Here is a 25,694-nt window from a genome sequence, read left to right as displayed (position 1 = left end):
CACCTCTCCGGATCCCGGCACGACGTCCGCCGGCGGGCGAGCAATAGCAATGATCACCATAAGGTCACGAAAGGGACATTCAGCACCCTGGTCGGCTTCGGGTCACCCGGCCGGCCCGATCCCGTGCCCGCGTGGCGAACATCGGAGGGGCCGGGCGAAGATGGAATGAGGCTCGGAACACGGGCCGGGCTCCCGAGGCGAACGCGCCGACGAGGAGACCGACCGAGGGGGCGGACAGCCGGCGCCCGAGGTCCCACCATGGAGGCAGCCATGTCATCCACGCTCCACCCACGAACCGATCATTCCCAGGCCGCGGCCGGCGGGCTGACGGCCTTCGCCGCCGTGATGATGCTGATCGTGGGCTTCCTGGATGTCTTCCGGGGCATCATGGGAATCGTCCACGACGACGTCTTCGTCAGCACCCCCCAATACGTCTTCAGGTTCAACCTGACGGGCTGGGGCTGGATCCACCTGCTCCTCGGGATACTGGCGATCATGGTCGGCGTCGGCCTCTTCAGGCTGAGCCTGTGGGCCAGGATCGCCGGCGTCGCCGTCGCGTCCCTGCTCCTGATCGCCAACTTCCTGTCCATCCCCTACTACCCGCTCTGGTCGATCGTGGCCATCGCCCTGTGCGCCTTCGTCATCTGGGGCCTGTGCGTCGTCCGGCACGACGACGCCTCCCTCGAATGACCGCGGCACCTCCCGGGCGGGCGAGCGGGCGAGATCCCTCTCGTCAATGACGAGCCGTCAAGCCCCTGGCGGCGAACGATGGTTTTTTTCCCCCACCCATGACGTGATCAGCGGGCCGCGTAGCAGTGGATGGTCACGGTCCGGTCTGGCTGCCACCGCTGCTCCACCGTGGCCAGCAATTCCCACCCCAGCCGCTCGTACAGGGCCGTCGCCGCGGTGTCGGAGGCGACCACGTCGAGCACCGGACGCATACCGCGACGTCGCGCCTCCCGCACGGCCCGCTCCATGAGCATCGCGCCGATCCCGTGGCCGCGTGCCTCCGGGGCGACGAACAACCGGCCGACCACCGCGGTCGCGTCGCCGCCCACCCCTTCGCGGGCGCTCCACAGACCGGGTGCCAGATCGCCCGCCCCGCTCCTGGACAGGCCGATGTGACCGACGAGCCGGCCGTCCAGTTCCGCGACCCAGGCCCCGAGCGTGGCGGCCTGTGACAGCCACTCGCCCGGCCGGTCGGGCCAGTTCACCGGATAGCCGTCGCGCTCATGGACCGCGGCGAGCGCCCGGACGCACGCGTCGAGGTCGCCATCGGTGCGCTGCCGGACCCGACGGAACGTACGTCCGCCGGAGGTGCTGACGCTTTCGCTCTCCACCGCGGCATGGAAACACAGCCCGTGGCCCGTGACCAGGCATTTTCGCCACCCTCCAGGTACCGCTCCCGGCCCGCCCGGACACGCTGCCGGACGGGCCGGCGAGGGCTCGGCCGACGAACCTCCGACCGGACCCGCCGCCTCGGGGACGCTCGCCCCTGGGGGCCCTGGTGGGTGGGTTATGTTGAGCCGGACAGGCGAGAAGGAGGCACACCGGTGCCATCAGGGCAGCAGGCACGCGCGCAGGCGTCTGCGATCACCCCGGGAAAGCGGCTCCCGGGGGGTGAGCCACCCCCCGCGGACGGGGTTCGCGCCCTGTTCGGAGGCCACCGGCTGTCCCCCGCGCAACGGCGCATCGCGCAGTACATCACCGACCACCTCACCGAGGCCGCGTTCCTGTCCATCACGGACCTCGCCGAACGCGTGGGCGTCAGCCAGCCCTCGGTGACCCGCTTCGCGACCTCCCTGGGGTTCAGCGGATACCCCGCGCTCCGGGAGGCCCTGCAGCCGCTCGCCCTCAGGACGGTCGCCGGCGTGCCGGACAGCAGGGACGAGGACCGCCGCAACGGTCTCCAGGCCGCCGTCGACGCCGAGATCGCCAACCTGGAGAGCCTGCGGCACGTCCTCGCCGACACCGACCAGGTGCTCGACCTCGGCCGCGACCTCGCCAGGTCCGTGCCCTTGACCATCCTGGGCCTGCGGATCTCCGTCTCGCTGGCGGAGTACTTCGCGTACGCGGCCAAGCGCATCCATCCCGATGTGCGCCTGGTGTCCCGGGGCGGCAGCGTCGCCTACGACGCGCTGCTCCAGTCGCGCGAGGCGGGCGGGACGTGGGTGCTGGCGTTCGCCATGCCCCGGCACGCCAAGGAGACCCTGGCGGCGATGCGGGCCGCGCGCAGCGCGGGGCTGCGGATCGCGCTGATCACGGACCAGACGCTCGGGCCGCTCGTGGAGGAGGCCGATGTGGCGCTCACGGCGGGCACCGGGTCACGGCTCGTCTTCGACTCCTACGCGGCCCCTGGGGTCCTGTCGGCGGGGATCCTCCAGGCCATGGCCGACGCGGACCCCGAGCGCACCCAGCTCAGGCTGGAGAAGTACGAGCAGGCCGCCGAGCAGCACGCCTTCTTCCTCGATCAGTGATCACGCGTCGGCGCCCGGTGGTGCCGGGATTTTCGGCATTTACAGCCCAGGAAGCGAATGAATTTTTTCATACGCTTGCTTACTTGGCGGTAAATATATTTACTACGGGTGGCGCCCGGGACTACGACGGGTCGAACCCCCCGTACCGCGCTCGCGACGGCGAGCCCCGGCGCCACGTGGACGAACATCCCGGGACGACACCTCCTCGTCGGCCCGACGGTGTTCCGTTCGGGCGGTCCGCTCCCCTCGGATCCACCCCCGGCGGCCCGGTACACCCCCTGGGCCGGGCCGCCGGTAATCCGCCCCGGCCCCGGCCCCGCGGGCTCAGCCGATCGGCTCCGCCTCCTGCGCCTTCCCCGGCACCTCCGCTCCCGGCCGGTCGAACTGGGTGCGGTACAGCTCCTCGTACCGGCCGCCCGCCGCGAGCAGATCGCTGTGGGTGCCGCGTTCCACGACCCGCCCGTCCTCGATCACGAGGATCAGGTCGGCCGCCCGCACCGTGGACAGGCGGTGGGCGATCACCACGGCGGTACGGCCCTCCAGCGCCTCTGCCAGCGCCTCCTGCACCGCGGCCTCGGAGGTCGAGTCGAGGTGGGCGGTCGCCTCGTCGAGGATGACGACGCGCTGCCGGGCCAGGAGCAGGCGGGCGATCGTCAGCCGCTGCCGCTCACCGCCGGAGAGCCGGTAGCCGCGCTCGCCGACGACCGTGTCCAGCCCGTCGGGCAGGGAGGCCACCAGGCCGTCGAGCCGGGCCCGGCGCAGCGCCTCCCAGACCTCGTCCTCGGTGGCCCCGGGCCGGGCCAGCAGCAGGTTGGCCCGTACCGAGTCGTGGAAGAGGTGGCCGTCCTGGGTGACCATGCCGAGCGTCTCGCGGATGGACGCGGCGCTCAGGTCGCGCACGTCGACGCCGCCCAGGCGTACGGATCCGGCGTCGGCGTCGTACAGCCGCGGCAGCAGCTGGGCGATCGTCGACTTCCCCGCGCCGGAGGAGCCGACCAGGGCCACCATGCGGCCGGGTTCGGCGCGGAAGGAGACGCCGTGGAGCACCTCCGTGCCGCCGCGGGTGTCCAGGGTGGCGACGTCCTCCAGGGAGGCGAGGGAGACCTTGTCGGCGGAGGGGTAGCCGAACCGGACGCCGTCGAACTCGACGGACACCGGCCCGTCCGGCACCCGGCGGGCGTCCGGCTTCTCGGTGATCAGCGGCTTGAGGTCGAGGATCTCGAAGACCCGCTCGAAGCTGACCAGGGCGCTCATCACCTCGACGCGGGCGCCCGCGAGGGCGGTCAGCGGAGCGTAGAGGCGGGTGAGGAGCAGGGCGAGCGCGACGACGGCTCCCGGCTCCAGGCTGCCGCGCAGCGCGTAGAAGCCACCGAGCCCGTAGACCAGGGCCAGCGCCAGGGCCGAGACGAGGGTGAGGGCGGTGACGAACGCGGACTGGGTCATCGCGGTCCGTACGCCGATGTCCCGCACCCGGCGGGCGCGGGTGGCGAACTCGGCCGACTCGTCGGCGGGCCGGCCGAAGAGCTTGACGAGGGTGGCGCCGGGCGCGGAGAACCGCTCGGTCATCTGGGTGCCCATGGCGGCGTTGTGGTTCGCCGCCTCGCGCTGGAGTCCGGCCATACGGGAGCCCATCCGGCGCGCGGGCACGACGAAGACGGGCAGCAGGGCGAGGGCGAGCAGGGTGATCTGCCAGGAGATGCTGAGCATCACGGCGAGCGTCAGCAGCAGGGTGACGACGTTGGAGACCACGCCGGACAGGGTGTTGCTGAAGGCGCGCTGGGCGCCGATGACGTCGTTGTTGAGGCGGCTGACGAGCGCCCCGGTCCGGGTGCGGGTGAAGAAGGCGACCGGCATCCGCTGGACGTGGTCGAAGACCGCGGTCCGCAGGTCGAGGATGAGCCCCTCGCCCAGGGTGGCGGACAGCCAGCGGGTGAGCAGGCCCAGGGCCGCCTCGGCGACGGCGATCAGGGCGATGAGGAGGGCGAGCCGGGTGACCCTGCCGGTGTCGTCACCGCGCACGATCGCGTCGACGACCCGGCCGGCCAGCACCGGGGTGGCCACCGCGAGGAGCGCCGTGACCACGCTCAGCAGCAGGAACTGGCCGATCCGCCGCCGGTGCGGCCGTGCGAAGGCGGCGACGCGGCGCAGGGTCGCCCGGGAGAAGGGGCGCCGGTCCCGCTGTGCGTTCATCGCGCTGTGCAGCGATGTCCAGGCGGTGACTTCCATGTCCACGAGGTTCCTCCGAGTCGTCGAGCCACTGGAACTCGGACTGTAGAACCTCAACCAATCTTGAGATCAAGTCATTCCTGCGGACCGCACCCGAACGGTTCGCCCGGCACCGCGGAACCCCGTGGCCGGGGCGGGCGCGCATCGGCGTCCGCCCCGGCCACGGCTGTGTCAGGAAGCGCCTCCGGGCAGGCTGCCCCGGACCTCGCGGGCCGCCGTGACCAGGTTCTCCAGGGAGGCCCTGACCTCCGGCCAGCCGCGGGTCTTCAGGCCGCAGTCCGGGTTGACCCAGAGCCGTTCGGCGGGGATGGCGCCGAGGCCCTTGCGCAGCAGGGCCGCCGCCTCCGCCGCGCTCGGGACGCGCGGGGAGTGGATGTCGTAGACACCGGGGCCGACCTCGCGGGGGTAGCCGGCGCCGGCCAGTTCGTCGGCGACCCGCATGTGCGAGCGGGCGGCCTCCAGGCTGATCACGTCGGCGTCGAGGTCGTCGATGGCCCGGAGGATGTCACCGAACTCCGCGTAGCACATGTGCGTGTGGATCTGGGTCTCCGGGCGGACGCCGCCGGTGGTCAGGCGGAACGCCTCGGTGGCCCAGGCGAGGTACGCGGCGTGCCCGGCGGCGCGCAGCGGGAGGGTCTCGCGCAGGGCGGGCTCGTCCACCTGGATCACGGAACTGCCCGCGGCCTCCAGGTCGTCGACCTCGTCGCGCAGGGCGAGCGCCACCTGGCGGGCGGTCTCGCCGAGCGGCTGGTCGTCCCGGACGAAGGACCAGGCGAGCATGGTGACCGGACCGGTCAGCATGCCCTTGACCGGGCGGTCGGTGACCGACTGCGCGTACGACGTCCAGCGGACCGTCATCGGGTCGGGACGGGAGATGTCACCGGCCAGGATCGGCGGGCGGACGTAGCGGGTCCCGTAGGACTGGACCCAGCCGTGCCGGGTGGCGAGATAGCCGGTGAGCCGCTCGGCGAAGTACTGGACCATGTCGTTGCGCTCGGGCTCGCCGTGCACCAGGACGTCGATGCCCGCCTTCTCCTGGAAGGCGAGGACCTCACGGATCTCGGCCTCGATGCGCTCCTCGTACGCCGCGCCGGTGATGCGGCCGGCGCGCAGGTCGGCGCGGGCGGTGCGCAGTTCGGCCGTCTGCGGGAACGAGCCGATGGTGGTCGTCGGCAGCAGCGGCAGCCGCAGATGTGCGCGCTGGGCGGTGGCCCGCTCGGGGTACGGGTGCGAGCGGCGGGCGTCGGCGTCGGTGACGGCGGCGGCGCGGGCCCGTACCGCCGGGTCGCGGGTGAGGGCCGAACCCGCGCGGGAGGCGAGGTCGGCGCGGTTGGCGGCGAGCTCGGCCGCGATGGTGTCGGTGCCCTGGGCCAGCCCCCGGGCCAGGGTGACGATCTCGGTGGTCTTCTGGCGGGCGAAGGCGAGCCAGCGGGCGATCTGCGGGTCGATGTCGCGCTCGGCCGCGGCGTCCAGCGGGACGTGCAGCAGGGAGCAGGACGAGGACACATCCACCCGGCCGGCGAGGCCGAGCAGTGTGCCGAGGGTGGCCAGGGACTTCTCGAAGTCGTTGAGCCAGACGTTGCGGCCGTCGACGACGCCCGCGAGGAGCCGCTTGCCGGGCAGCCCGCCGGCGGCCGCGAGGTCGTCGAGGTTGGCGGCGGCGGGGCCGGTGAAGTCGAGGGCGAGCCCGTCGACGGGTGCCTTGGCGAGCACCGGAAGGGCCTCGCCCAGCCGGTCGAAGTAGGAGGCGACCAGCAGCTTCGGCCGGTCGGCGGCACCGCCCAGCTCACGGTAGGCGCGGGCGGTGGCGTTCAGCTCCGCCGGGGTGCGGTCCTCTACGAGGGCCGGTTCGTCGAGCTGCACCCACTCCGCGCCGGCGGCCCGCAGGTCGGCGAGCACCTCCGCGTACACCGGCAGCAGCCGGTCGAGGAGGGTCAGCGGCTCGAAGTCGGCCGCGATGCCGGGGGCGGGCTTCGCCAGCAGGAGGTAGGTGACCGGGCCGACCAGCACCGGGCGTGCTTCGAGGCCGAGCGCGAACGCTTCCTTCAGCTCGGCGACCTGCTTGCCGGAGTCGGCGCGGAAGACGGTGTCGGGGCCGAGTTCGGGGACGAGGTAGTGGTAGTTGGTGTCGAACCACTTGGTCATCTCCAGCGGCGCCACCTCCTGCGTGCCGCGGGCCATCGCGAAATAGCCGTCCAGGGCGTCCGCTGCGACGGCCGCGCGGTGCCGGGCGGGGATCGCGCCGACCATCACGGTGGTGTCGAGGACGTGGTCGTAGTACGAGAAGTCGCCGGTCGGCACCTCGTGGACGCCGGCCTCGGCGAGCTGCCGCCAGTGCGTACGGCGGAGTTCGGCGGCGGTATCCCGGAGGGCGCCGGCGGTGACGCGGCCCTTCCAGTAACCCTCGATGGCCTTCTTCAGTTCGCGGTTCCGGCCCTGACGGGGGTAGCCGTACACGGTGGCGCGTGCTGCCGCGGCTGCGGACTTGCTGGTCAAGGAACTCTCCTTCGCGAGCTTTTCCCATACGATTCCGGGACGGCTCGAAGGCGCGAAGGGACGGCGAACCGGGCGGACCACGACGCTCTCTCGCCGCGCGTGCCCGCCTGATACGTAACGCCGACCCGCCCTCGAGGTCACCGGGATCTCCGTGCGCGAACGGTCGCGCACGGGCAGTGGCAGGTCTTCGGACTCGCGGGCACGTCCGCCGAAAGAGGCAGACACCTACTGGCCGTCGCTTCCCGGACCCGGCCGGGTCCAGTGCGTATGACGGCGGTCGTTCCCGCTCACCGCTGCGGGGCAGTCCCGGATTCCCACCGGGTTCCCTCTTGCGACGCGCCTGCCTGGCGGGCAGGGGCGAACCAGCTGCACTGATCACCCTAGGCGCTGAAGCGCGCCCCGGATAGGGCTGTTCGGATTGCGGACATAGGGTTGTTCGGATACGGGCAGTGGACATCGGAACCCGTGGAGCCACGGTTCCCATGAGCGGGAGGGACGCGGGGCGACCCCCTTCGCCGCCCCGCGCCGCTCCCGCGGCGGCCCGGACCCCTCGGCCCCGGCCGCGACCCGGGCCCCTCAGCCCCGGTCGTAGAGGTGGAATCCCCGGCCCGACTTCCGTCCCAGCAGCCCCGCCTCCACCATCCGCTGCAACAGCGGCGGCGGGGCGTAGAGGGGCTCCTTGAACTCGTCGTAGAGGGATTCCGCGATGGAGGCGACGGTGTCCAGGCCGATCAGGTCGGCCAGCTTCAGCGGCCCCATCGGATGGGCGCAGCCCAGCTCCATCCCGGCGTCGACATCGGCGGCGGAGGCGAAGCCGGATTCCGCCATCCGCACCGCCGCCAGGAGGTAGGGGATGAGCAGCGCGTTGACGACGAAACCGGCCCGGTCCTGGGAGCGCACCACGGTCTTGCCGAGGACCGCCGTCGCGAAGTCCTCGGCGACGGCGGCCGCTTCGGCGCTCGTGTGCAGCGAGGTGACGATCTCCACCAGCGGCATCACCGGCACGGGGTTGAAGAAGTGCAGGCCCAGCACCCGGTCGGCGCGCCGGGTCGCCATGCCCAGGCGCATCACCGGCAGGGAGGAGGTGTTGGTGGCCAGGACGGCCTCCGGGTCCTCGACGGTCTTGTCGAGGGCGGCGAAGACCTCGGCCTTGGCGTCGGCGTTCTCGACGACGGCCTCGACGACGAGCTGCCGGTCGGCGAGGCCGTCCAGGTCGCCGGTGAAAAGCAGCCGGGCGAGGGCGTCCTCGGCGGCGGAGGCGTCCGTCTTGCCGCGCTCGACGGCACGCTCCAGCGAGCGGGCGACCCGCTCGCGGGCCCGCCGGGCCGCGGTGGCGTCGGCCTCGCAGACCACCGTGTCGAGCCCGGCGCGGGCGCAGACCTCGGCGATGCCGGCGCCCATCCGGCCGCCGCCGACCACTCCGACCCGCTGGATGCCCGCGCTGAGGGCCTGTGCCCCCTTCTCGTCGAGGGGCCGGCCGGGCGGAAAGGTGAGAGTCATACGTACTCCTGAGCCGGAGGGGACGGGCCGGGCCGGGGCGGGCCGGCCCGTCGAGGGTCGCCTAGTGGAACTGCTCCTCCTCCGTGGAGCCGCGCAGGGCGAGCGTCTCCGCGGCGGGGTTGAGGGCCGTGCTGACGAGGTCGAAGTAACCGGTGCCGACCTCGCGCTGGTGCCTGACGGCGGTGAACCCGTGCTCCTGGGCGGCGAACTCCCGCTCCTGGAGGTCGACATAGGCGGTCATGCCGTGCTCGGCATAGCCGCGCGCGAGGTCGAACATGGCATGGTTGAGCGAGTGGAAACCGGCCAGCGTGATGAACTGGAAGCGGTAGCCCATCGCGCCCAGCTCGCGCTGGAACTTCGCGATCCGGTCGTCGTCCAGCGCCGCCCGCCAGTTGAAGGACGGCGAGCAGTTGTAGGCGAGCAGCTGGTCGGGGTATTCGGCGTGGATCGCCTCGGCGAACTCGCGGGCCTGCGCGAGGTCCGGCGTGCCGGTCTCCATCCACAGCAGATCGGCGTACGGGGCGTACGCGAGCCCACGGGCGATCACCGGTCCCATGCCGGGCTCGACCCGGTAGAAGCCCTCGGCGGTGCGCTCCCCGGTGCAGAAGCGGGCGTCCCGCTCGTCGACGTCGCTGGTGAGGAGGTTGGCGGCGAGCGCGTCCGTACGGGCCACGAGCACGGTCGGCACATCGGCGATGTCGGCCGCCAGCCGGGCGGAGTTGAGGGTGCGGATGTGCTGGGCGGTGGGGACCAGGACCTTGCCGCCCAGGTGGCCGCACTTCTTCTCGGAGGCCAGCTGGTCCTCGTAGTGGATGCCCGCCGCACCCGCGGCGATCATCGCCTTGGTCAGCTCGAACGCGTTGAGCGGGCCGCCGAAGCCGGCCTCGGCGTCGGCCACGATCGGGGCCAGCCAGTCCGTGCCGGAGCCGTCGCCCTCGGCGGTGGCGATCTGGTCGGCCCGCAGCAGGGCGTTGTTGATCCGGCGGACCACGGTGGGCACGGAGTTGACCGGGTACAGGCTCTGGTCGGGGTAGGTGTGCCCGGCCTGGTTGGCGTCGGCGGCGACCTGCCAGCCGGAGAGGTAGATGGCCTGCAGCCCGGCCTTCACCATCTGCACGGCCTGGCCGCCGGTGAGCGCGCCGAGGGCGTGGACGTAGTCCCGCTCGTGGAGCTGCCGCCACAGCCGCTCGGCGCCGCGCCGGGCCAGGGTGTGCTCCTCACGGACGCTGCCCGACAGCCGCACGACGTCCTGCGCGCCGTACGTCCGCTCCACGCCCCGCCAGCGCGCGTCGTCGGCCCACCGCCGCGTGAGCTCCTCGGCTGTCGTCGTCCCTGCCTGCGCCATGACCGTCTCCCGGTGTCGCGACGGGCGGAACCGCGTCGGGTCTCCGCCGTCGAACGTTGTCGTTGGATGGGTGTCGCCGAACTTCTGTCAAGGGTGCGAAGAGGGATCGCTCCCCTCGGTGACAGGCGGCCCGCCGTGCCCTCATCGCCCTGCCCGGTACGAGAGTCGCGGCGTACCGGCGGGCCGCGCTACGACTCTGGCAGTGGCACTCAGTGCCATCAACCATGGCCCGATGCCAATTTCTGCGAATCTTCCCGCCCGGTTCTGCCAACTCTGCCAATCCCACACGCCGGTGCTCGGCTACGGTGTGCGGGTGAGCAAGACATACGCGGGAGCGCGGCTGCGGCGACTGCGCGAGGAACGGCGGCTCAGCCAGGCCGAGCTGGCCCGGATGCTCGCCATCTCGCCCAGCTACCTCAACCAGATGGAGCACGACTCGCGGCCGCTGACCGTGCCCGTACTGCTGCGCCTGACCGAGGCGTTCGGGGTCGACCCCGGCTTCTTCTCCGAGCGCGACACCAGCCGCGTCCTGGCGGACCTGCGCGAAGCCCTCGCCGACGAGATCGCCGCCGCCCGCGTCTCGCCCTCCGACCTCTCGGAGCTCGCCTCCCGGCTGCCGGCCGTCGCGGCGGTCCTGCTCGACCTGGGCCGGCGCAACCAGGCACTGACCGAGCGCCTCGCCGAGGCCGCCGACGGCCGCGGCACCGACGACCCGGCCGTGCCGCGCTCACCGCACGAGGAGATCCGCGAGTTCTTCTACCGCCGCCGGAACTACCTCCACGACGCCGACATCGCCGCCGAGGAACTGGCCGGCGCGATCGGCATCCGCCCCGGTGAGGTGATCGGAGCCCTCACCACCCGGCTCACCGAACGCCACGAAGTACGCCTCGCCGCGTGCCCCGACCGGCCGCACCACTACGACCCCGACGGCCGCGTCCTGCGCCTGTCGCCCCGGCTGCGCCCCGGTCAGCAGGCGTTCCGGATGGCCACCCAGCTCGCCCTCCTCGAATACGACGACGAGCTCACCCGGCTCGCCTCGGAGGACTACGAGCAGGGCTCCGCCACCGCCTCCCTCGCCCGGATCGGCATCGCCAACTACTTCGCCGCCGCGCTGCTCCTGCCGTACGGCGAGTTCCACGCGGCGGCGGAGGAACTGCGCTACGACATCGAGCGGCTCACCGACCGCTTCGGCCTCGGCTACGAGACCGTGTGCCACCGGCTCAGCACACTGCAACGCCCCCGGTTGCGCGGGGTGCCGTTCTCCTTCGTACGGGTCGACCGCGCGGGCAACATGTCCAAGCGTCAGTCGGCCACGGGCTTCCACTTCTCCCGGGCCGGCGGCACCTGTCCGCTGTGGAACATCTACGAGGCGTTCGCCGCCCCCGGCCGGATACACGTCCAGATCGCCGCCATGCCGGACGGACAGCGCCACCTGTGGACCGCCCGTACCGTCACCCGCCACCGGGGCGGCTGGGGCGACCCGGGCAAGACCTTCGCCATCGGGCTCGGCTGCGAGATCCGGCACGCCTCCCGGCTCGTCTACTCCGACGGGCTCGACCTCGACAACGCCCACGCCGCCACCCCGATCGGCATGGGCTGCCGGATCTGCGAACGCCTGGACTGCCCCCAACGGGCGGTGCCACCGCTGGGACAGCCGCTGGCCATCGACGAGAACAGCGGTACGTTCGTGCCATATCCGGTCCTGGAGCGGAAGGGTCGCTGATGGGGCGGCATCGATATCCGGTCCGCGGGCGGTGAATGGACCGACGGCGCACATACATGACCGGCGCGACTCAGCGCGCGTACAGGCCCCCGAAGCACTCCTCTCCATGGCCCGCCTGCCCGCCGTGGATCACGACGCCGGGCGCAGGTGTCCGTCGTATGCGCCGGTCGTCAGGTAGCGCCGCATGAGCCGCAGGATTCCCTGCGCCCGCTGCGGCCCCCAACCCAGAACGGCCGCATTGGGGGAGCTCAGCACGAAATTCAGGATGATCATGTCGCGCATGACCAGGAACTCGTCGAAACGGTCGGCCGACGGCGGAAGTGCGCGCACCGACCGATAGCCGTGGAGATACTGAAGGTCGTGCGGCTGTCCTGGACCGCGCCCGCCATCCTCATTCGAGACCCCCGTCGCCCCCCGTGGACCCGGTGGGGACGTCGGCGGTGCGGCGGGAGCGCAGCAGTTCCAGTACCAGCGGCAGCAGCGAGAGCACGACGACCGCGCCGACGATCGGCAGGAGATAGCGGTCCGCGTTCGGCACCGCCGAGCCCAGCGCGTAGCCGGCCAGGACCAGCCCGACCGTCCACACCAGCCCGCCGACGGCCTGCCACACGGCGAACGTGCGCGGCGCGACCCCGAGGGCCCCGGCCAGCGGGTTGAGCACCGTACGGACCACCGGCACGAACCGCGCCAGGACGATCGCTCGGGCGTGCCCGTACCGGTCGAGGAGCTCCTCCGCCCGCGCGGCCCCTTCGTGCAGCCGGCGGTTGCGGGAGCGGGTGAGCAGGGCGCGCCCGCCGCGCCGCCCGAGGACGTACCCGCACTGCGCGCCCACCAGGGCACCGGCGACCGAGGCGATCAGCACCTGTGTCAGGTCCAGATGCGGGCCGGAGTGCGCGCCCGCCCGGCACAGCAGGCCGGCCGTGAACAGCAGGGAGTCGCCGGGCAGGAAGAAACCGATCAGCAGGCCGGTCTCGGCGAACAGCACCACGGCGATGCCGAGCGCGCCGAACGCCGCGAGCAGTGAGGAGGCGTCCAGGAGATTGACCGCCAGAGCGGCGGAGGGCTGTGCGAGCACGTCTGCGTGGCCTCCCATGACCGGGCCATGACCGAGTCATGACCGAGCGCGGGCACGCCGGTGCGGGCCCCACCGCCCACCACGGCGTGGGCGGCCTTCGGGACGTGTAACGAGCCGGGCGGGCGGACGGTTCGCCCCCATGGGATCGCCTGGTCGGCGCCCTGGCGTATTTCATATCGCCGATTCATCAATCCGAGGGAACCCGGAGGGGATTGCGAACATGCCCGGACGGCTCCGCCGGAGCGGGCGAGCCGCCCTCTTGTGCGCCCTATCCGACGAGCAACCCGCTTTGCTAAAGTGTCTGCCGAGATCCTGCCGAACACAGTCGGGGGGCGCCGAAGATGGACCGCGAAAGCATATGACCGACCGCTCGCCGTCCAGGGCGAGCGCGACCGTCTCCCGCCGCCAGCAAGCGAACTGACGAGCCGTCATCCGGGGCTGCCCCGGCCCGTGAACGGGCCGAAATCCGCAGGCTGTCGCCCCGACCGCCGTCCCTCGCGATGCGCACCGGCAACACCTCTGGGCGCCTGACGCCCACTCGGCCGTGGATATCCGTCCTGCTCGGGCCGAACGCAGGGACGCGCATGAAAACTCTTCGAGCGGTCCGCGAGTCTCCGCTCGCATTGCGATTGCTATTCATCAATCACTTTGGGGTGGACATTGGTTTCTATCTACTGATTCCCTTTTTGGCGGCCTATCTGAAAGAGGATCTCGGGCTGTCCGCGGCCCTGGTCGGGCTGGTGCTCAGCGTGCGCAACCTCAGCCAGCAGGGCCTCTTCGTCCTCGGCGGCACGGCGTCCGACCGCGTCGGCGCCCGCACCGTGATCATCGCCGGATGCGCCCTGCGCACCGCGGCGTTCGCGCTCCTCACCTTCGGCTACTGCCGGCCGCTGCTGCTCAGCGCCTCCGTCCTCTGCGGCCTGGCGGGGGCGCTGTTCTACCCCGCCGTACGCACCTACGTCGTCCAGGAGGCCGGAGAACGCAGAGCCGAGGTGTTCGCCCTGCTCAACGCCTTCTCCACCAGCGGCTCCCTGGTCGGGCTCCTCCTGGGCGGCCTGCTGCTCCTGACGGACTTCCGCATCGCCGCGCTGGTGGCGACCGGCGTCTTCGCCGCGCTGACCGCGGCCCAGGCGGTCGCCCTCCCGCCGCGCCCGGTCGGCGGCGTCCGCGAGACGGTGCTGAGGGGCTGGCGCGAGGTCTTCGGCAACCGCCGGTTCATGTGTTTCTGCTCGGCCACGGCCAGCCTGTTCATCCTGCAGAACCAGCTCTTCGTGCTGCTGCCCGAGGGGGCACGGCAGGTCTCCGGCTGGGGCGGCGCGGCGGGGCTGCTGCTGGCCTCCGGGGCGGTGGCGACCCTGCTGTTCCAGTTCCGCATCACCACGACGCTGGAGCGGCGCGGCGGGGAGGCCCGTTGGGTGGCGGCCGGGTTCGCGCTGATGGGCCTCGGCTTCGTACCGCCCCTGCTGATCTGCGGCGCAGAACCGCCGGAGCACCACGAGGTGGTGCCCCGCCTGCTGGTCATGACCGCCGGATCGCTGCTGCTGTACTTCGGCGGCATGGTCGCCTACCCATCGGTCATGGAGCTCATCCCGCGCTTCGGGCGCGAGCGCCTGACCGGCACCTATTTCGGACTGTTCTACGTGGTCTCGGGCACGACGGCGGCCGCCGGCAACGCCGTCGTCGGCTGGGCCATGGACCTCGCCGACCGCACCCGCCGGCCCTGGCTGCCCTGGCTGACCTGCCTGTTCTTCGGACTGGCGTCGGCGCTGGCCGTGGTCTGGCTGCACCGCGCCCGCGCGCTGCCGGGCCGGGTGGTCCCGGCGGGGCGGCGGGCCGCCCTCCGGCCCGGCCGGAGCCCCGGCGCGGTCCCGCTGCCCGGTCAGGCGCACACCGCGGACGACGTGCCGGAGAGCCCGCCCCGCTGAGCGCGCCCGGCGCGGCCCCGCCGCCCGGCACGTCTTGCGCGGCCGGGCGGCGCGCTGCAAGGTCGAGGCATCGAGCAGGAGGAGGACACCCGTGCCCATCGCGACGGTGAACCCGGCGACCGGCGAGACGCTCAAGACGTTCCCCGAGATGGGGGCCGAGGAGATCGAGCGGCGCCTGGCCGCCGCGGCCTCGGCGTTCCGGCGCTACCGCACCACGGACTTCCCCGAACGGGCGCGCCTGATGAGCCGCGCGGCCGACCTCCTGGAGGAGGACCAGGAGAGCGTGGCCCGCACCATGACGACCGAGATGGGCAAGCCGCTGGCCGCCGCCCGCGCCGAGGCGGCCAAGTGCGTCAAGGCGATGCGCTGGTACGCGGGGCACGCCGAGATCCTGCTGGCCGACGAGGAGCCCTCCGAGAGCGAGGTGCGCGACTCCGGCGCCGCGTACGCCCGCGTCCACTACCGCCCCCTCGGCGTGGTCCTCGCCGTGATGCCGTGGAACTTCCCGCTCTGGCAGGTCGTCCGCTTCGCCGCCCCCGCCCTCATGGCGGGCAACGTCGGGCTGCTCAAGCACGCCTCGAACGTGCCGCAGACCGCGCTGTACCTGGAGGACCTCTTCCGCCGCACCGGGTACCCCGACGGCTGCTTCCAGACCCTGCTGGTCGGCTCCGGTGCCGTCGAGGGCATCCTCCGCGACCCCCGGGTCGCCGCCGCGACGCTCACCGGGAGCGAGCCGGCCGGGCGCTCGGTCGCCGCGATCGCCGGCGACGAGATCAAGAAGACCGTGCTGGAACTGGGCGGCAGCGACCCCTATGTGGTGATGCCGTCGGCCGACGTCGACCGCGCGGCGCGGACCGCCGTGACCGCCCGGGTGCAGAACAACGGCCAGTCGTGCATCGCCGCCAAGCGGTTCATCGTGCACACCGACGTCTACGACGCCTTCAGCGAGCGGTTCGCGGCCAGGATGGCGGAGCTGACCGTCGGCGACCCGATGGACGGCTCCACCGACGTCGGCCCGCTGGCCAGCGAGCGGGGCCGCGCCGACCTGGAGGAGCTCGTCGACGACGCCGTCCGGCGCGGCGCCACGGCGCTGTGCGGCGGGCAGCGGCCCAAGGAACAGCCCCGGGGCTTCTTCTACGAACCGACCGTCCTGGCCGGCATCACCCCCGAGATGCGCGTCCACCGCGAGGAGACCTTCGGCCCGGTCGCCACCCTCTACCGGGTGCGCGACCTCGACGAGGCCGTCGAGATCGCCAACGACACCCCCTTCGGCCTCAGTTCCAACGTCTGGACCCGCGACCGGGGCGAACAGGAGCGCTTCGTACGCGACATCGAGGCCGGCGGCGTCTTCTTCAACGGCATGACCGCCTCGCACCCGGCCCTGCCCTTCGGCGGCGTCAAGCGCTCCGGCTACGGACGCGAGCTGTCGGGCCACGGCATCCGCGAGTTCTGCAACGTCACCACGGTCTGGCACGGCGCCGAGCCCGACGACGAGGGGTGACCGGGGCCCGCCCGGCCCCCGGCGCTCAGTCCAGCAGCGCCGCCGCGACCCGGAGGTCGGCGACCAGGCCCGCGTACGCGGCCTCCCGGGCGGCGCTGTCGGCGCGCAGCACGGCCGAGGGGTGGATGGTCGCCACGAGCGAGCCGGTGCCCGCGCCGTCGCCGTCCAGGGACGGCATCGGCAGCGCGACACCGCGCTCCTCGGTCACCCGGAACGAGGGGCCGAGGAGGGCCTTGCCGGCCGTGGCGCCGAGCGCCACCACCACCTCCGGGTCGATCAGCCGCACCTCCTCCACCAGCCAGGGCCGGCACGCGCTGATCTCGCGCAGACCGGGCGCCTTGTGGATGCGGCGCTTGCCCCGGGCCGCCTGCTCGAACTTGAAGTGCTTGACCGCGTTCGTGACGTACGTCCACGCCGGATCGATCCCCGCCTCGTCGATCGCCCGGCGCAGCACACCGCCCGCGGGGCCGACGAAGGGCTGCCCCTGACGGTCCTCCTGGTCGCCCGGCTGCTCTCCCACCAGCAGCAGGCGCGCGGAGGTGTCACCGGCACCGAAGACCGTCTGGGTGGCCTCCCGGTACAGCGGGCAGCCCCGGCAGTCCCCGGCGGCCTCCCGCAGGCGCGCCAGTCCGGCCTTCTCGGGGACGAAGGGCCGCGCGTCGTAGCCCTCCGGGGCCCCGCTCGTCCGGGCTCTTCCCGCCACGGCACCTCCAGAACGCTCGGCCCCTCCCGTGCGGTCCAGTGTGCCCCCGCCTGGCCGACGGCTCCACCGATGGCACGATGCCGCCGCGTCTGGTCACCTGGAAGAGGTGGCCGGACCCACGGGCCCGGTGGGGCCGGCGCCCGAGGGAACAGCGCTGTCCCGTCGAAGGAGAACCCCCATGACCACTGCCATTGCCACCGACACCGGCACCCTGCGCGACCTGCTGAACGCGCCGGGCCCCTTCGTATCGGTGTACTTCGACCGTGAAGCGCGCCCCCAGCTGGCACAGGCGGCCGAGTCCCGGTGGCGGGGCCTGGCCGGGCGGCTGGCGGAGGAGGGGGCCGACAAGGCCACCCTGGACGCGCTGACCGACCGGGTCCTGGGGTCGCTGCCGGGCACCGGGGTCCTGGCCGCGTTCGCGTCGGCCGGCGAGGTACGCCACGCCGTCGAACTGCCCGGCGCGCAGCGCGGCGGTGACCTGGCCCTGAAGGGCCCGCTGCCCCATCTGCTGCCGCTGCTGGAATGGCGCCGGGACCACCCCGCGCACGTGGTCGCCGTCGCGGACCGCACCGGAGCCGACCTCCTGCTGTACGCGGAGGGATCCTCCGAGCCCGTACGGCGGACGGTCACCGGTCCGGACGACGAGATCGTACGGAGCCCGGGGCAGCCCCAGATGCGCTTCCAGCACCGGGCCGAGGACTCCTGGGAGCACAACGCGGCCGCCGTCGCCGATGCCGTGGGGGAGGCTCTCGGCGAGGTCTCCGCACACCTGCTCCTGCTGGCCGGGGACGTGCGGGCCCGGCAGTACCTGACCAAGCACCTGCCGGCCGGGGTGCGCAAGGACGTGACCGCCGGCCAGGTCGGCGGCAGCCGCGGCGAGGACTGGTCGGGCGGCGAGCGGGTGGCCCAGGTGACGGCGGAGGCGTCGCGGTACGCACAGGAGCGCACCGCCGAGCTGCTGCGGCGACTGGCGGAGGAACGCGCCCCGGGCGGCCACGCCGTGGAGGGCGTGCGCGAGACGATCGGCGCGCTGGCCATGGGCCGGATGGGAACCCTCGTGGTCACCGACGATCCGCGGGACACCCGCACGGCCTGGTTCGGCGAGGCGCCCACCGAGGTATACGAACGGCGGGAGGACCATGTGCCGAACGGCAGCGGACCGCTGATGAACGCCCCGCTGGCCGACGTCGCCGTCCGCTCCGCGCTGCTGACCGGCGCCGAGGTACGCGTGCTGGCCCCGGACACCTCCGGCGCGCCGGCCACGGGGATCGGTGGGATCTGCCGCTTCTCCTGAGGTGCCGCGTTTCCGCGCCGCGACGAAGGGAACCCGGGCGTTATGGTGCAAATCGGCTACACAATGATGACCGAACAGGCGGGCCCCCGGGAGCTGGTCGAGCACGTGGTGCGGGCCGAGGACGCGGGCTTCGACTTCTCCGTGACCTCCGACCACTACTTCCCGTGGCTGGCCTCCCAGGGCCACTCCCCGAACGCGTGGGCCGTCCTGGGCGCCGCCGCGCAGGCCACCTCGCGGATCCCGCTGATGACGTACGTGACCTGCCCGACCACCCGCTACCACCCGGCCGTGGTCGCCCAGCAGGCCGCCACCGTCCAACTGCTGTCCGAAGGGCGCTTCCGCCTCGGGCTCGGTTCGGGGGAGAACCTCAACGAGCACGTGGTCGGCGGCGGCTGGCCCTCCGCCGCCGTCCGGCTGGAGAAGCTCGAAGAGGCCGTGGGCATCATCCGGGCCCTCTTCGAGGGCCGGACGCTCACCCACCACGGCACGCACTACGACGTCGAGCACGCCAAGCTCTGGGACCTGCCCGAGCAGGCCCCGCCCATCGGCATCGCCGTCTCGGGCGACCGCTCCTGCCGGCTCGCCGGCCACCTCGCCGACCTCGTCATCGCCACCGAGCCCCGCGAGGAGCTGCTGACGGCGTTCGACCGCCACGGCGGAACGGGCAAGCCCCGCGTCGGACAGCTGCCGATCTCCTACGATCCCGACCGCGACGCCGCCCTGGACCGGGCCCACGACCAGTTCCGCTGGTCCGGCCTGGGCTGGCGGGTCAACGCCGAACTGCCCCACGACGGCTCCTTCGCGGCGGCGACCGAATCCGTCACCAAGGACGACATCGCCGAGGCGATCCCCTGCGGCGCCAAGACCGACGACTTCGTCGACGCCGTACGGGCGTTCACCGACGCCGGATTCGACGAGGTCGCCCTGGTCCAGATCGGCGGCGGCCAGCAGGAACCCTTCCTGAAGTGGGCCTCCGGCGAACTCCTGCCCGCCCTGCGCGAACTGTGATGACCGCCTACGACGACCTCACCACCGAGTCGGGCCCGGCCCTCCCGCGCGCCGCCCTCCTCGACGTGGACGGAACCCTGGTCGACACCAACTACCTCCACGCGGTGACCTGGTGGGAAGCCTTCCACCAGGCCGGTCACCGGGTCGCGATGACCGACATCCACCACACCGTCGGCATGGGATCGGACCGGCTGATCGAGCGGCTGCTGGGCGAGGACCGCGACCGGGACCAGGACGAGGCCATCAGCGCCGCCCACACGGCGGTCTACGCCACCTGGTTCGACCGCCTGGCCCCCCTCGACGGAGCCGCCGACCTGCTGCGCGCCCTCGCCGACCGGGACTGGCGGGTCGTCCTGGCCACCTCCGCGAAGGGCGCCGAGCTCACCGCGCTGCGCCGGGCCGTCGACGCGGACGACGCCATCCGCGACGCCACCAGCGGCGACGACGTCGACGTCAGTAAGCCCGCCCCCGACCCCGTGCGGCAGGCCCTGGAGCAGGCGGGCGTACCGCCGGCGCGGGCGCTCTTCGTCGGGGACACGGTCTGGGACGTGGAGGCGGCCCGCAGCGCCGGGGTCGGCTGCGTCGCGCTGCTCTCCGGCGGCATCGGACGGGCCGAGCTGGAGCGGGCCGGCGCCCTCGCCGTCTACCGCGACGCCGCGGCGCTCCTCGCCGACCTCGACGGCAGCCCCTTCGGCCGCATGGAGGAGGCCCTCGCCCGGGAGGTGCGCGAACGGTGAGGCGCGGCGAGAAGGAGACGGCGCGCGACCTGCTGCGCGCGCACGGCCGGACGTACGCCGAGGAAGCGGGCATCCAGCTGCGCGACACCCCGCAGCCGCTCTACCAGCTGCTCGTCCTGGCGACCCTGCTCAGCGCCCGCATCCGCGCCTCGGTCGCGACCGCCGCCGCCCGCTGCCTCTTCGAGGCGGGCATGCGCGACCCCCGGCGGATGGCGGAGGCCACCTGGCAGCAGCGCGTGGACGCGCTCGGCGAGGGCGGCTACCGGCGCTACGACGAGCGCACGGCCACCCAGCTCGGCGAGGGCGCCGAGCTGGTGCGCGACCACTACGGCGGTGACCTGCGGCGTCTTCGCGACGCCGCGGACGGCGACCACGACCGGCTCCGCGAGGAGCTGCGCCGGGTGCCGGGGATCGGCCCGGCGGGGGCGGACATCTTCCTGCGCGAGGCCCAGGGCGTCTGGCCCGGTCTGCGGCCCTACCTCGACGCGAAGGCCCTCCAGGGGGCCGAACGCCTCGGTCTGCCTCAGGACCCCGGGGCCCTGGCGAGGCTGGTCGAGGGGGAGGAGACGGCCGCGTTCGCCGCCGCGCTCGTCCGGGCCGCGCTGGACAAGGGCGTCGTGGACGAGATGCGAGGCCGGGCGTGACCAGCGGTTGCGAGCGCCCGGTGGCGGTCGCAGGGTGGTTTCGGAATGACTTATTCCGCACAGTGGCGACCGCTTCCGCGAGGACACACGGCCGCGGACACGACTGGTTTCACGGAGAGAGGACACGCGTCATGGCGAAGGGCAAGGCGAAGGCCAAGCAGGTCAAGGGAAAGCTGAAGGAAGGCGTCGGCCGGACCGCCGGTGACAAGCGCATGGAGGCCGAGGGCCGCACCGAGAAGGTGGAGGGCAAGGCCGAGGAAGCGGTGACGAAGGCCAAGGAGAAGTTCAAGCACTGAGCGGGCCGACCCGCAGAAGGCGAGGAACGACAGATCATGCCCACAGGCTCCAGCCCCAAGCGGGAACGGCAGTACGAGCACATCAAGGAGAGCACGGAACAGCGCGGCGAGGGCACCAAGCGCGCCAAGGAGATCGCGGCCCGCACCGTGAACAAGGAGCGGGCGCGCGCGGGCGAGTCCCGTACCGCCAGCAAGAGTTCCACGCAGGACATGTCCTCCTCCAAGCGAGGCGGACAGCGCTCGCACAGCGGCTCCCAGGGGCCCACGTACGACCAGCTCTACGCGGAGGCACGGCGCCGGAACGTCGACGGCCGCTCGTCGATGAACAAGGCGCAGCTCAAGCGCGCACTCGGGCGCTGAGCCCACCCCACCCCGGACCCCGGCGCCGAGCCGGGACCGGGGTGGACCCGTCCTCCGGCATCCTCACTCGCGGCCGGCGCGGACGAGCGCCCACACCGGCAGGGCGAACCAGCACAGGGCGAACCAGCCGCCCAGCCCCGCGACGATCCAGGCCACCGCGGGGTCGCGCAGCGCGACCCGCAGGACGAGCAGCATGGCCGCCATGACCGTGCTCAGCAGCAGGAGCAGCCCCAGCAGCGTCAGGGCCGACGCCCAGGCGACGGTCTGCGGCTTGAGCCGGTGCCCCGTGAGCAGGCGGTGGATCGACACCGGGCCGATGAGGGCCGCGGTGGTCGCCGCGCCGAGCACCACGGTGATGACGTAGATGTCCTTGTCGGTGGACGGCAGGGTGGCGAAGCGGGGCGTGAAGACGACCGTCAACAGGAAGCCCAGCAGGATCTGCACGCCCGTCTGCGCCACCCGCAGCTCCTGCAGCAGCTCCCCCCACCGCCGGTCGGCCCGCTCCTCCACCGACTCATGACGCCCCCACTCGTTCAGGCCCTCGGAGCCCTTGTCCGCCATCGCCACCTCCGCTCTCACCGGTGCCACACCGGGAGCACTCTTCCCTGGGGTACGGCCCCTTCGGGCCCGCCGCTCGCCCGGTACCGGCCGCCATGGAGCGGTATGACCCGTTCGGGCTAACTGGCGGTGCTCCGTTCGGGGTAGGTGGGGGATGACGTCATGGGGGGGCGATATGAGCACACCGACACCGGTCCGTGTTCTGCGGAGCGCCGATCTGCTGGACCTCACGTTCGGCTTCATCGGACTGGGACTCACCGCCGGACCGTTCCCGAGACGGCTGGTCCGCGCGGATCCCGCGGCCGACGGCCTGCTCGTCGTCACCTTCGGTCCGCAGCACGTCCTGGAGCGGGCCTTCGACGAGGAACAGCCCACCGAACCGCGGGACCTGCCCGTCGAGTCCCTGATCAGCGGCAGAAGCGTGCTCGTCTTCGAGGTCGGCGCGGACGACTCGATCGACTACGACGAGGCCGGACTGCTCGGCGCCATGCGCCGGCTGCCGTTGCGCGTCGTGGACGCCGCCCGCGAGCCGGACCCGCCGCCCCCCACCGCCATCCGGCTGCCCGCCGGCGACGACGGTCCGGACTCCCGGGACGCCCCCTACGCGAGGGCCTCCGCCCTGCTGCGGCTGCTGCGCACCACCGCCGAGCTGTCCGCCCGCTACGGCCTGGAGACGACCCTCGCCGCCGCCGAGGCCGCCGGCGCGGTGATCGAGACGGGCGCCGGTTCGCGTCCGCCGGACACCGCCGCCGTCCGCGGCGGCCCCCAGGACCCGCTGGCCGACCCCGCCCACCCGCGCACCGCCATCGAACTGCCCTACCGGCTCACGCTCTCCCCGTCCCAGAGGACGCGCTGGCACCACCGTGACGACGCGCTCCCCGACCCGCCGCCGGGCGAGCGCGTCGAGCTGTGGCACACCAGGTCCGACGCCACCGCGGTCCGCGCCGTGTGGAACCGCGAGCGCGACCCCGACCCCGGCCCCCCGCCGCCGTTCCCCGCGTCGCTCGCACCGGAACACCGCTCGGCGATCGTCGACCTGAGCTCGGGCGAGGGCCTGCGCACGCCCGGCGGCGAGCCCTTCGTCCCCTCGCCGGTCGCGGTGGACAATCTGATGCTCTCGGCCGTCGGCGGCTGGCTGGACAGCCTCGGCAGCTGGCCGGTACGGCCCGTGGACGTCACCCTCTCGGAGTGGCGGCACCGGGCGGCGATGGGCCGCGACCACTACGTACGCGTGATGTTCTCCGGCTTCCTGTGCCCCTTCGGGCACCGGGCGGAGCTGGTCCAGGTCACCGAGCGGAAGTTCACCGACTCGCGCGCCGCCTTCCTCCTCAAGCGGTTGTACGTCGTGGTCCGCCGCCCGGTCCGGACGTACGACCCCGAGCGCGCCCTGCCCGCCGACCCGCGGGACCCCACCAGCGCCCTGACGAACGTGCTCTTCCCCTTCACCACCGTGCGCCTCGACACCCTGGTGACACCCAACCTCAGCAATCGGATCGACCACCCCGAGGACTGCGAGTTCATCCCCGCCACGGCGGCCGAGACGCCCTTCCGGTTCAAGGCCACCGCGGTCGACCACGACGGTCGGATCGTCGAATTCCGCACACCACTGCTCTTCCTCACCGAGAACCGCGGCTCCGGCTCCCGGCTCGCCGACATCGTCGAGAAGTACACCCGCCTCGCCCCGATGCCACCGCCCACGGCGACGGCCGCGCCACCCCGGCCGCCCGTGGAGACCAGCGCCGACCTGCTCGGGCAGTCGGTGGCCCTCGCCCCCGGCCGCAAGCCCGACGACACCAGCGTCGACGTCGCCCACCTCGTGTGGGGCGTGGCCGCGCCGCCCGGGCTCGCCCAGCCGGACCCCGCGAAACCCCCCGGCGAGGCCCTCTTCATCCCCCAGGTGCGCTGGGCGAACGTCACCGTCCCCGCCGTCAGCCGACTCGGCGGCCGCGACGCCGACACCACCGTCGCCGTCGGCTACGCCAAGCGCTACGCCCTCTCCGGCTTCTCCAAGGTCGACCAGGGCCCCCGCACCGGCAACGCGGGCGAGGTGTTCCTCAGCCTCCTGCCGCAGAACCCCCTCAAGATGGACTTCGCCGGACACAGCGACCGCTCCGGCGGACTGGTCGCGCCCAGCTTCGACGTCGCGGCGCTCTCCCGGGCCACGGGACCGGTCGCGGCCAAGGGCGCCGAGGAGCTGGAGAAGGTCGCCAGCGGCCTCTTCGACCCGAAGGACTTCTTCCGGGCCCTCGGCGCCAACCTGCTGGGCGTCGTCCCGCTGGCCGATCTGGTCGCGGCGGCGCGGCTGGACCAGCCCTTGAAGGTCCCGAACTTCTTCACCGAGACCATCACCGCCGTCACCGGCTTCCTCTCCGACCTGCGCCGCGTCCGCGAACAGATCGAGCGCGACGCCGGCCGCTATCCGCCCGCCGCCCGCCAGGTCGTGGACACCGCCCAGACCCTGGTCAAGACGGTCGGCGACTTCCTCGCCCAGGAGCTCGCCAGGAAGCCCGGCCAGGAGCCCGGCCCGCTGACGATGCACGACGTCGACACCGCCTTCGACGCCTTCGCCGCCGCCCTCACCGCCCTCCTGAACGCCCTCCCGCCGGACGCCGACCCGGGCGTGCGCACCCTGCTCGTACGCGTCCAGCAGCAGGTCGCCACCTGGACCAGCACGGCCGGGGGCGCCCTGGCCCTCCGCCAGGCCGTCGAGCGGGCCGCCAAGGGCGCCAAGCTGCCCGAGACGGTCAACGCCCGACTGGAATGGAACCCCGAGATCCAGCCCTGGGGCCCCGGGGACAAACCGGTGTTCATCCCCGACCCGCGCCTGGGGCGGCTCTCCCTCGTCGTCGACCTGCGCGGATCGCTGCGCTCCGACCTGTCCGCCGGCGCCGACATCACCTGCACCCTGGAGAAGTTCAAGCTCGTCCTCGTGCCGGACTTCGAAGCCATGGAGCTGGAGTTCGAGCGCATCCGCTTCACCGCCCGCGCCGGCAAGAAGCTCGACGTCGACGTCGGCTTCAAGGGCGTACGGTTCACCGGCCCGCTGACCTTCGTCGAGACGCTGCGCCGGCTCATCCCCGTCGACGGCTTCAGCGACCCACCCGGCATCCAGGTCACCGGAAGCGGCATCACCGCCTCGTACGGGCTGCCCCTGCCGAACCTCGCGATCGGCGTGTTCAGCCTGGAGAACCTCCGCCTGGACGCCTCGCTCGACATGCCGTTCGTCGGCCGGGCCCTGGAGGTCCGCTTCTCCTTCTGCACCCGGCAGGCGCCCTTCCGGCTGACCGTGTCGATGCTCGGCGGCGGAGGCTTCTTCGGGATCGTGGTGACCCCGAAGCGCGTGGCCGTCCTGGAGGCGTCGCTGGAGTTCGGGGCCGCCCTGTCGATGAACTTCGGCGTGGCGAGCGGGAGTCTGTCCGTCATGGCCGGCATCTACTTCCGGCTGGAGCTCGACAGCGGAAAGGCCCGGCTCACCGGCTACTTCCGGGCCCGCGGCGAGGTCGACGTCCTCGGCATCATCTCCGCCTCCATCGAGCTCTACCTCGAACTGACCTACGGCATCGACACCCACACAGTCTTCGGCCGGGCCAGGATCACCATCAGCGTCCACATCGGCTTCTGGTCCCAGTCCGTCACCATCGAATGCGAGAAGCGGTTCGTGGGCTCGGGGCCCACCACCCTCGCGGGGCTCGCGGGCCCGGCCGCCGACGGCGTCCGGCCGCCCACCTTCGCCGAGATGATGGCGCCCTACCCCGACCCCGTCACCGGCACACGGCGCGACCCCGTCGACGAATACTGCACCGCGTTCGCGGAAGTGAGCTGAAGC

The 25,694-nt window shown here is 72.8% G+C and carries 21 protein-coding genes and 1 riboswitch; of the genes, 12 read left to right on the top strand and 9 right to left on the bottom strand.

The genetic code is table 11. The annotated features are described in order from the left end of the window. Positions 1-270 precede the first annotated feature (270 nt). Positions 271-690 carry a DUF7144 family membrane protein gene (locus ACZ303_RS25000; RefSeq protein ID WP_467342540.1) on the top strand — a complete coding sequence of 140 codons (420 nt, stop codon included), beginning with the start codon at positions 271-273 and terminating at the stop codon, positions 688-690. A gap of 107 nt (positions 691-797) precedes the next feature. Here ACZ303_RS25000 and ACZ303_RS24995 read toward each other — a convergent pair whose 3' ends face one another. Next, positions 798-1,340: a GNAT family N-acetyltransferase gene (locus ACZ303_RS24995; protein WP_467342538.1), complete on the bottom strand. Its 543-nt coding sequence runs from the start codon at positions 1,338-1,340 to the stop codon at positions 798-800. Positions 1,341-1,553: 213 nt separating this feature from the next. On the opposite strand from ACZ303_RS24995, the gene ACZ303_RS24990 reads away from it, so the two are divergent. Continuing rightward, positions 1,554-2,477, top strand: coding sequence for a MurR/RpiR family transcriptional regulator (locus tag ACZ303_RS24990; protein ID WP_467342537.1), 924 nt, complete (start codon positions 1,554-1,556; stop codon positions 2,475-2,477). A 324-nt stretch (positions 2,478-2,801) separates the two neighbouring features. Here ACZ303_RS24990 and ACZ303_RS24985 read toward each other — a convergent pair whose 3' ends face one another. From ACZ303_RS24985 to aceA, 4 genes are all read right to left on the bottom strand, one after another. Continuing rightward, positions 2,802-4,709 carry an ABC transporter ATP-binding protein gene (locus tag ACZ303_RS24985; RefSeq protein ID WP_467342535.1) on the bottom strand — a complete coding sequence of 636 codons (1,908 nt, stop codon included), beginning with the start codon at positions 4,707-4,709 and terminating at the stop codon, positions 2,802-2,804. Between the two features lie 165 nt (positions 4,710-4,874). After that, on the bottom strand, positions 4,875-7,199 hold the full coding sequence (gene metE, locus ACZ303_RS24980) for a 5-methyltetrahydropteroyltriglutamate--homocysteine S-methyltransferase (RefSeq protein ID WP_467342533.1): 2,325 nt from the start codon (positions 7,197-7,199) through the stop codon (positions 4,875-4,877). Between the two features lie 161 nt (positions 7,200-7,360). Continuing rightward, a riboswitch (cobalamin riboswitch) is annotated at positions 7,361-7,582 on the bottom strand. 193 nt (positions 7,583-7,775) lie between these two features. Further along, the gene (locus ACZ303_RS24975; RefSeq protein WP_467342531.1) at positions 7,776-8,699 is read right to left on the bottom strand and encodes a 3-hydroxybutyryl-CoA dehydrogenase; all 924 of its coding nucleotides are present in this window, start codon (positions 8,697-8,699) and stop codon (positions 7,776-7,778) included. 61 nt (positions 8,700-8,760) lie between these two features. Further along, positions 8,761-10,044, bottom strand: a complete 1,284-nt coding sequence (aceA, locus tag ACZ303_RS24970; RefSeq protein WP_467342530.1) for an isocitrate lyase — start codon at positions 10,042-10,044, stop codon at positions 8,761-8,763. A gap of 313 nt (positions 10,045-10,357) precedes the next feature. Here aceA and ACZ303_RS24965 point away from each other — a divergent pair, with 313 nt between their 5' ends. Continuing rightward, the gene (locus tag ACZ303_RS24965; protein ID WP_467342528.1) at positions 10,358-11,767 is read left to right on the top strand and encodes a short-chain fatty acyl-CoA regulator family protein; all 1,410 of its coding nucleotides are present in this window, start codon (positions 10,358-10,360) and stop codon (positions 11,765-11,767) included. 129 nt (positions 11,768-11,896) lie between these two features. Here the strand turns inward: ACZ303_RS24965 and ACZ303_RS24960 are convergent, their stop codons facing one another. Further along, positions 11,897-12,097: a hypothetical protein gene (locus ACZ303_RS24960; RefSeq protein WP_467342526.1), complete on the bottom strand. Its 201-nt coding sequence runs from the start codon at positions 12,095-12,097 to the stop codon at positions 11,897-11,899. Positions 12,098-12,158: 61 nt separating this feature from the next. Next, positions 12,159-12,860: a DedA family protein gene (locus ACZ303_RS24955; protein WP_467342524.1), complete on the bottom strand. Its 702-nt coding sequence runs from the start codon at positions 12,858-12,860 to the stop codon at positions 12,159-12,161. A 566-nt stretch (positions 12,861-13,426) separates the two neighbouring features. On the opposite strand from ACZ303_RS24955, the gene ACZ303_RS24950 reads away from it, so the two are divergent. Both ACZ303_RS24950 and ACZ303_RS24945 read left to right on the top strand, forming a co-directional pair. Beyond that, positions 13,427-14,767 carry an MFS transporter gene (locus tag ACZ303_RS24950; protein ID WP_467342523.1) on the top strand — a complete coding sequence of 447 codons (1,341 nt, stop codon included), beginning with the start codon at positions 13,427-13,429 and terminating at the stop codon, positions 14,765-14,767. 91 nt (positions 14,768-14,858) lie between these two features. After that, positions 14,859-16,268 carry an NADP-dependent succinic semialdehyde dehydrogenase gene (locus ACZ303_RS24945; protein ID WP_467342522.1) on the top strand — a complete coding sequence of 470 codons (1,410 nt, stop codon included), beginning with the start codon at positions 14,859-14,861 and terminating at the stop codon, positions 16,266-16,268. A gap of 25 nt (positions 16,269-16,293) precedes the next feature. On the opposite strand, the gene ACZ303_RS24940 is transcribed toward ACZ303_RS24945, so the two are convergent. Continuing rightward, complete coding sequence (locus ACZ303_RS24940) at positions 16,294-16,971, bottom strand: UdgX family uracil-DNA binding protein (protein ID WP_467342520.1); 678 nt, start codon at positions 16,969-16,971, stop codon at positions 16,294-16,296. A gap of 178 nt (positions 16,972-17,149) precedes the next feature. Here ACZ303_RS24940 and ACZ303_RS24935 point away from each other — a divergent pair, with 178 nt between their 5' ends. The 6 genes from ACZ303_RS24935 (at position 17,150) to ACZ303_RS24910 (ending at position 21,310) form a co-directional block, all read left to right on the top strand. Continuing rightward, the gene (locus ACZ303_RS24935) at positions 17,150-18,265 is read left to right on the top strand and encodes a baeRF2 domain-containing protein (RefSeq protein ID WP_467342519.1); all 1,116 of its coding nucleotides are present in this window, start codon (positions 17,150-17,152) and stop codon (positions 18,263-18,265) included. A 42-nt stretch (positions 18,266-18,307) separates the two neighbouring features. Then, a complete protein-coding gene (locus tag ACZ303_RS24930) occupies positions 18,308-19,273 on the top strand; it encodes an LLM class F420-dependent oxidoreductase (protein WP_467342518.1) in 966 nt (321 codons plus the stop codon). After that, positions 19,273-20,010, top strand: coding sequence for an HAD family hydrolase (locus ACZ303_RS24925; RefSeq protein ID WP_467342517.1), 738 nt, complete (start codon positions 19,273-19,275; stop codon positions 20,008-20,010). The genes ACZ303_RS24930 and ACZ303_RS24925 overlap by 1 nt, the downstream gene beginning before the upstream one ends. Next, positions 20,007-20,654, top strand: a complete 648-nt coding sequence (locus ACZ303_RS24920) for an HhH-GDP family DNA glycosylase (RefSeq protein ID WP_467342515.1) — start codon at positions 20,007-20,009, stop codon at positions 20,652-20,654. Before ACZ303_RS24925 ends, ACZ303_RS24920 begins: the two co-directional genes overlap by 4 nt. Before the next feature lie 131 nt (positions 20,655-20,785). After that, positions 20,786-20,950: a CsbD family protein gene (locus ACZ303_RS24915; protein ID WP_467342514.1), complete on the top strand. Its 165-nt coding sequence runs from the start codon at positions 20,786-20,788 to the stop codon at positions 20,948-20,950. Positions 20,951-20,986: 36 nt separating this feature from the next. Continuing rightward, positions 20,987-21,310 (top strand): plasmid stabilization protein, encoded by a 324-nt coding sequence (locus ACZ303_RS24910; protein WP_467342512.1) that lies wholly within the window; start codon positions 20,987-20,989, stop codon positions 21,308-21,310. A gap of 63 nt (positions 21,311-21,373) precedes the next feature. Here the strand turns inward: ACZ303_RS24910 and ACZ303_RS24905 are convergent, their stop codons facing one another. Continuing rightward, entirely contained in the window at positions 21,374-21,871 is a 498-nt protein-coding gene (locus tag ACZ303_RS24905) for a DUF6328 family protein (protein ID WP_467342677.1), read from the bottom strand. A gap of 172 nt (positions 21,872-22,043) precedes the next feature. Between ACZ303_RS24905 and ACZ303_RS24900 the strand changes: the two genes are divergently transcribed. Next, positions 22,044-25,691: a hypothetical protein gene (locus ACZ303_RS24900; RefSeq protein WP_467342510.1), complete on the top strand. Its 3,648-nt coding sequence runs from the start codon at positions 22,044-22,046 to the stop codon at positions 25,689-25,691. Positions 25,692-25,694 lie beyond the last annotated feature (3 nt).

It is taken from the genome of Streptomyces sp. NPDC023527, from assembly GCF_055560115.1.
Note: the sequence above shows the minus strand (reverse complement) of the source record. Positions and strands in the feature narration are given on the sequence as shown.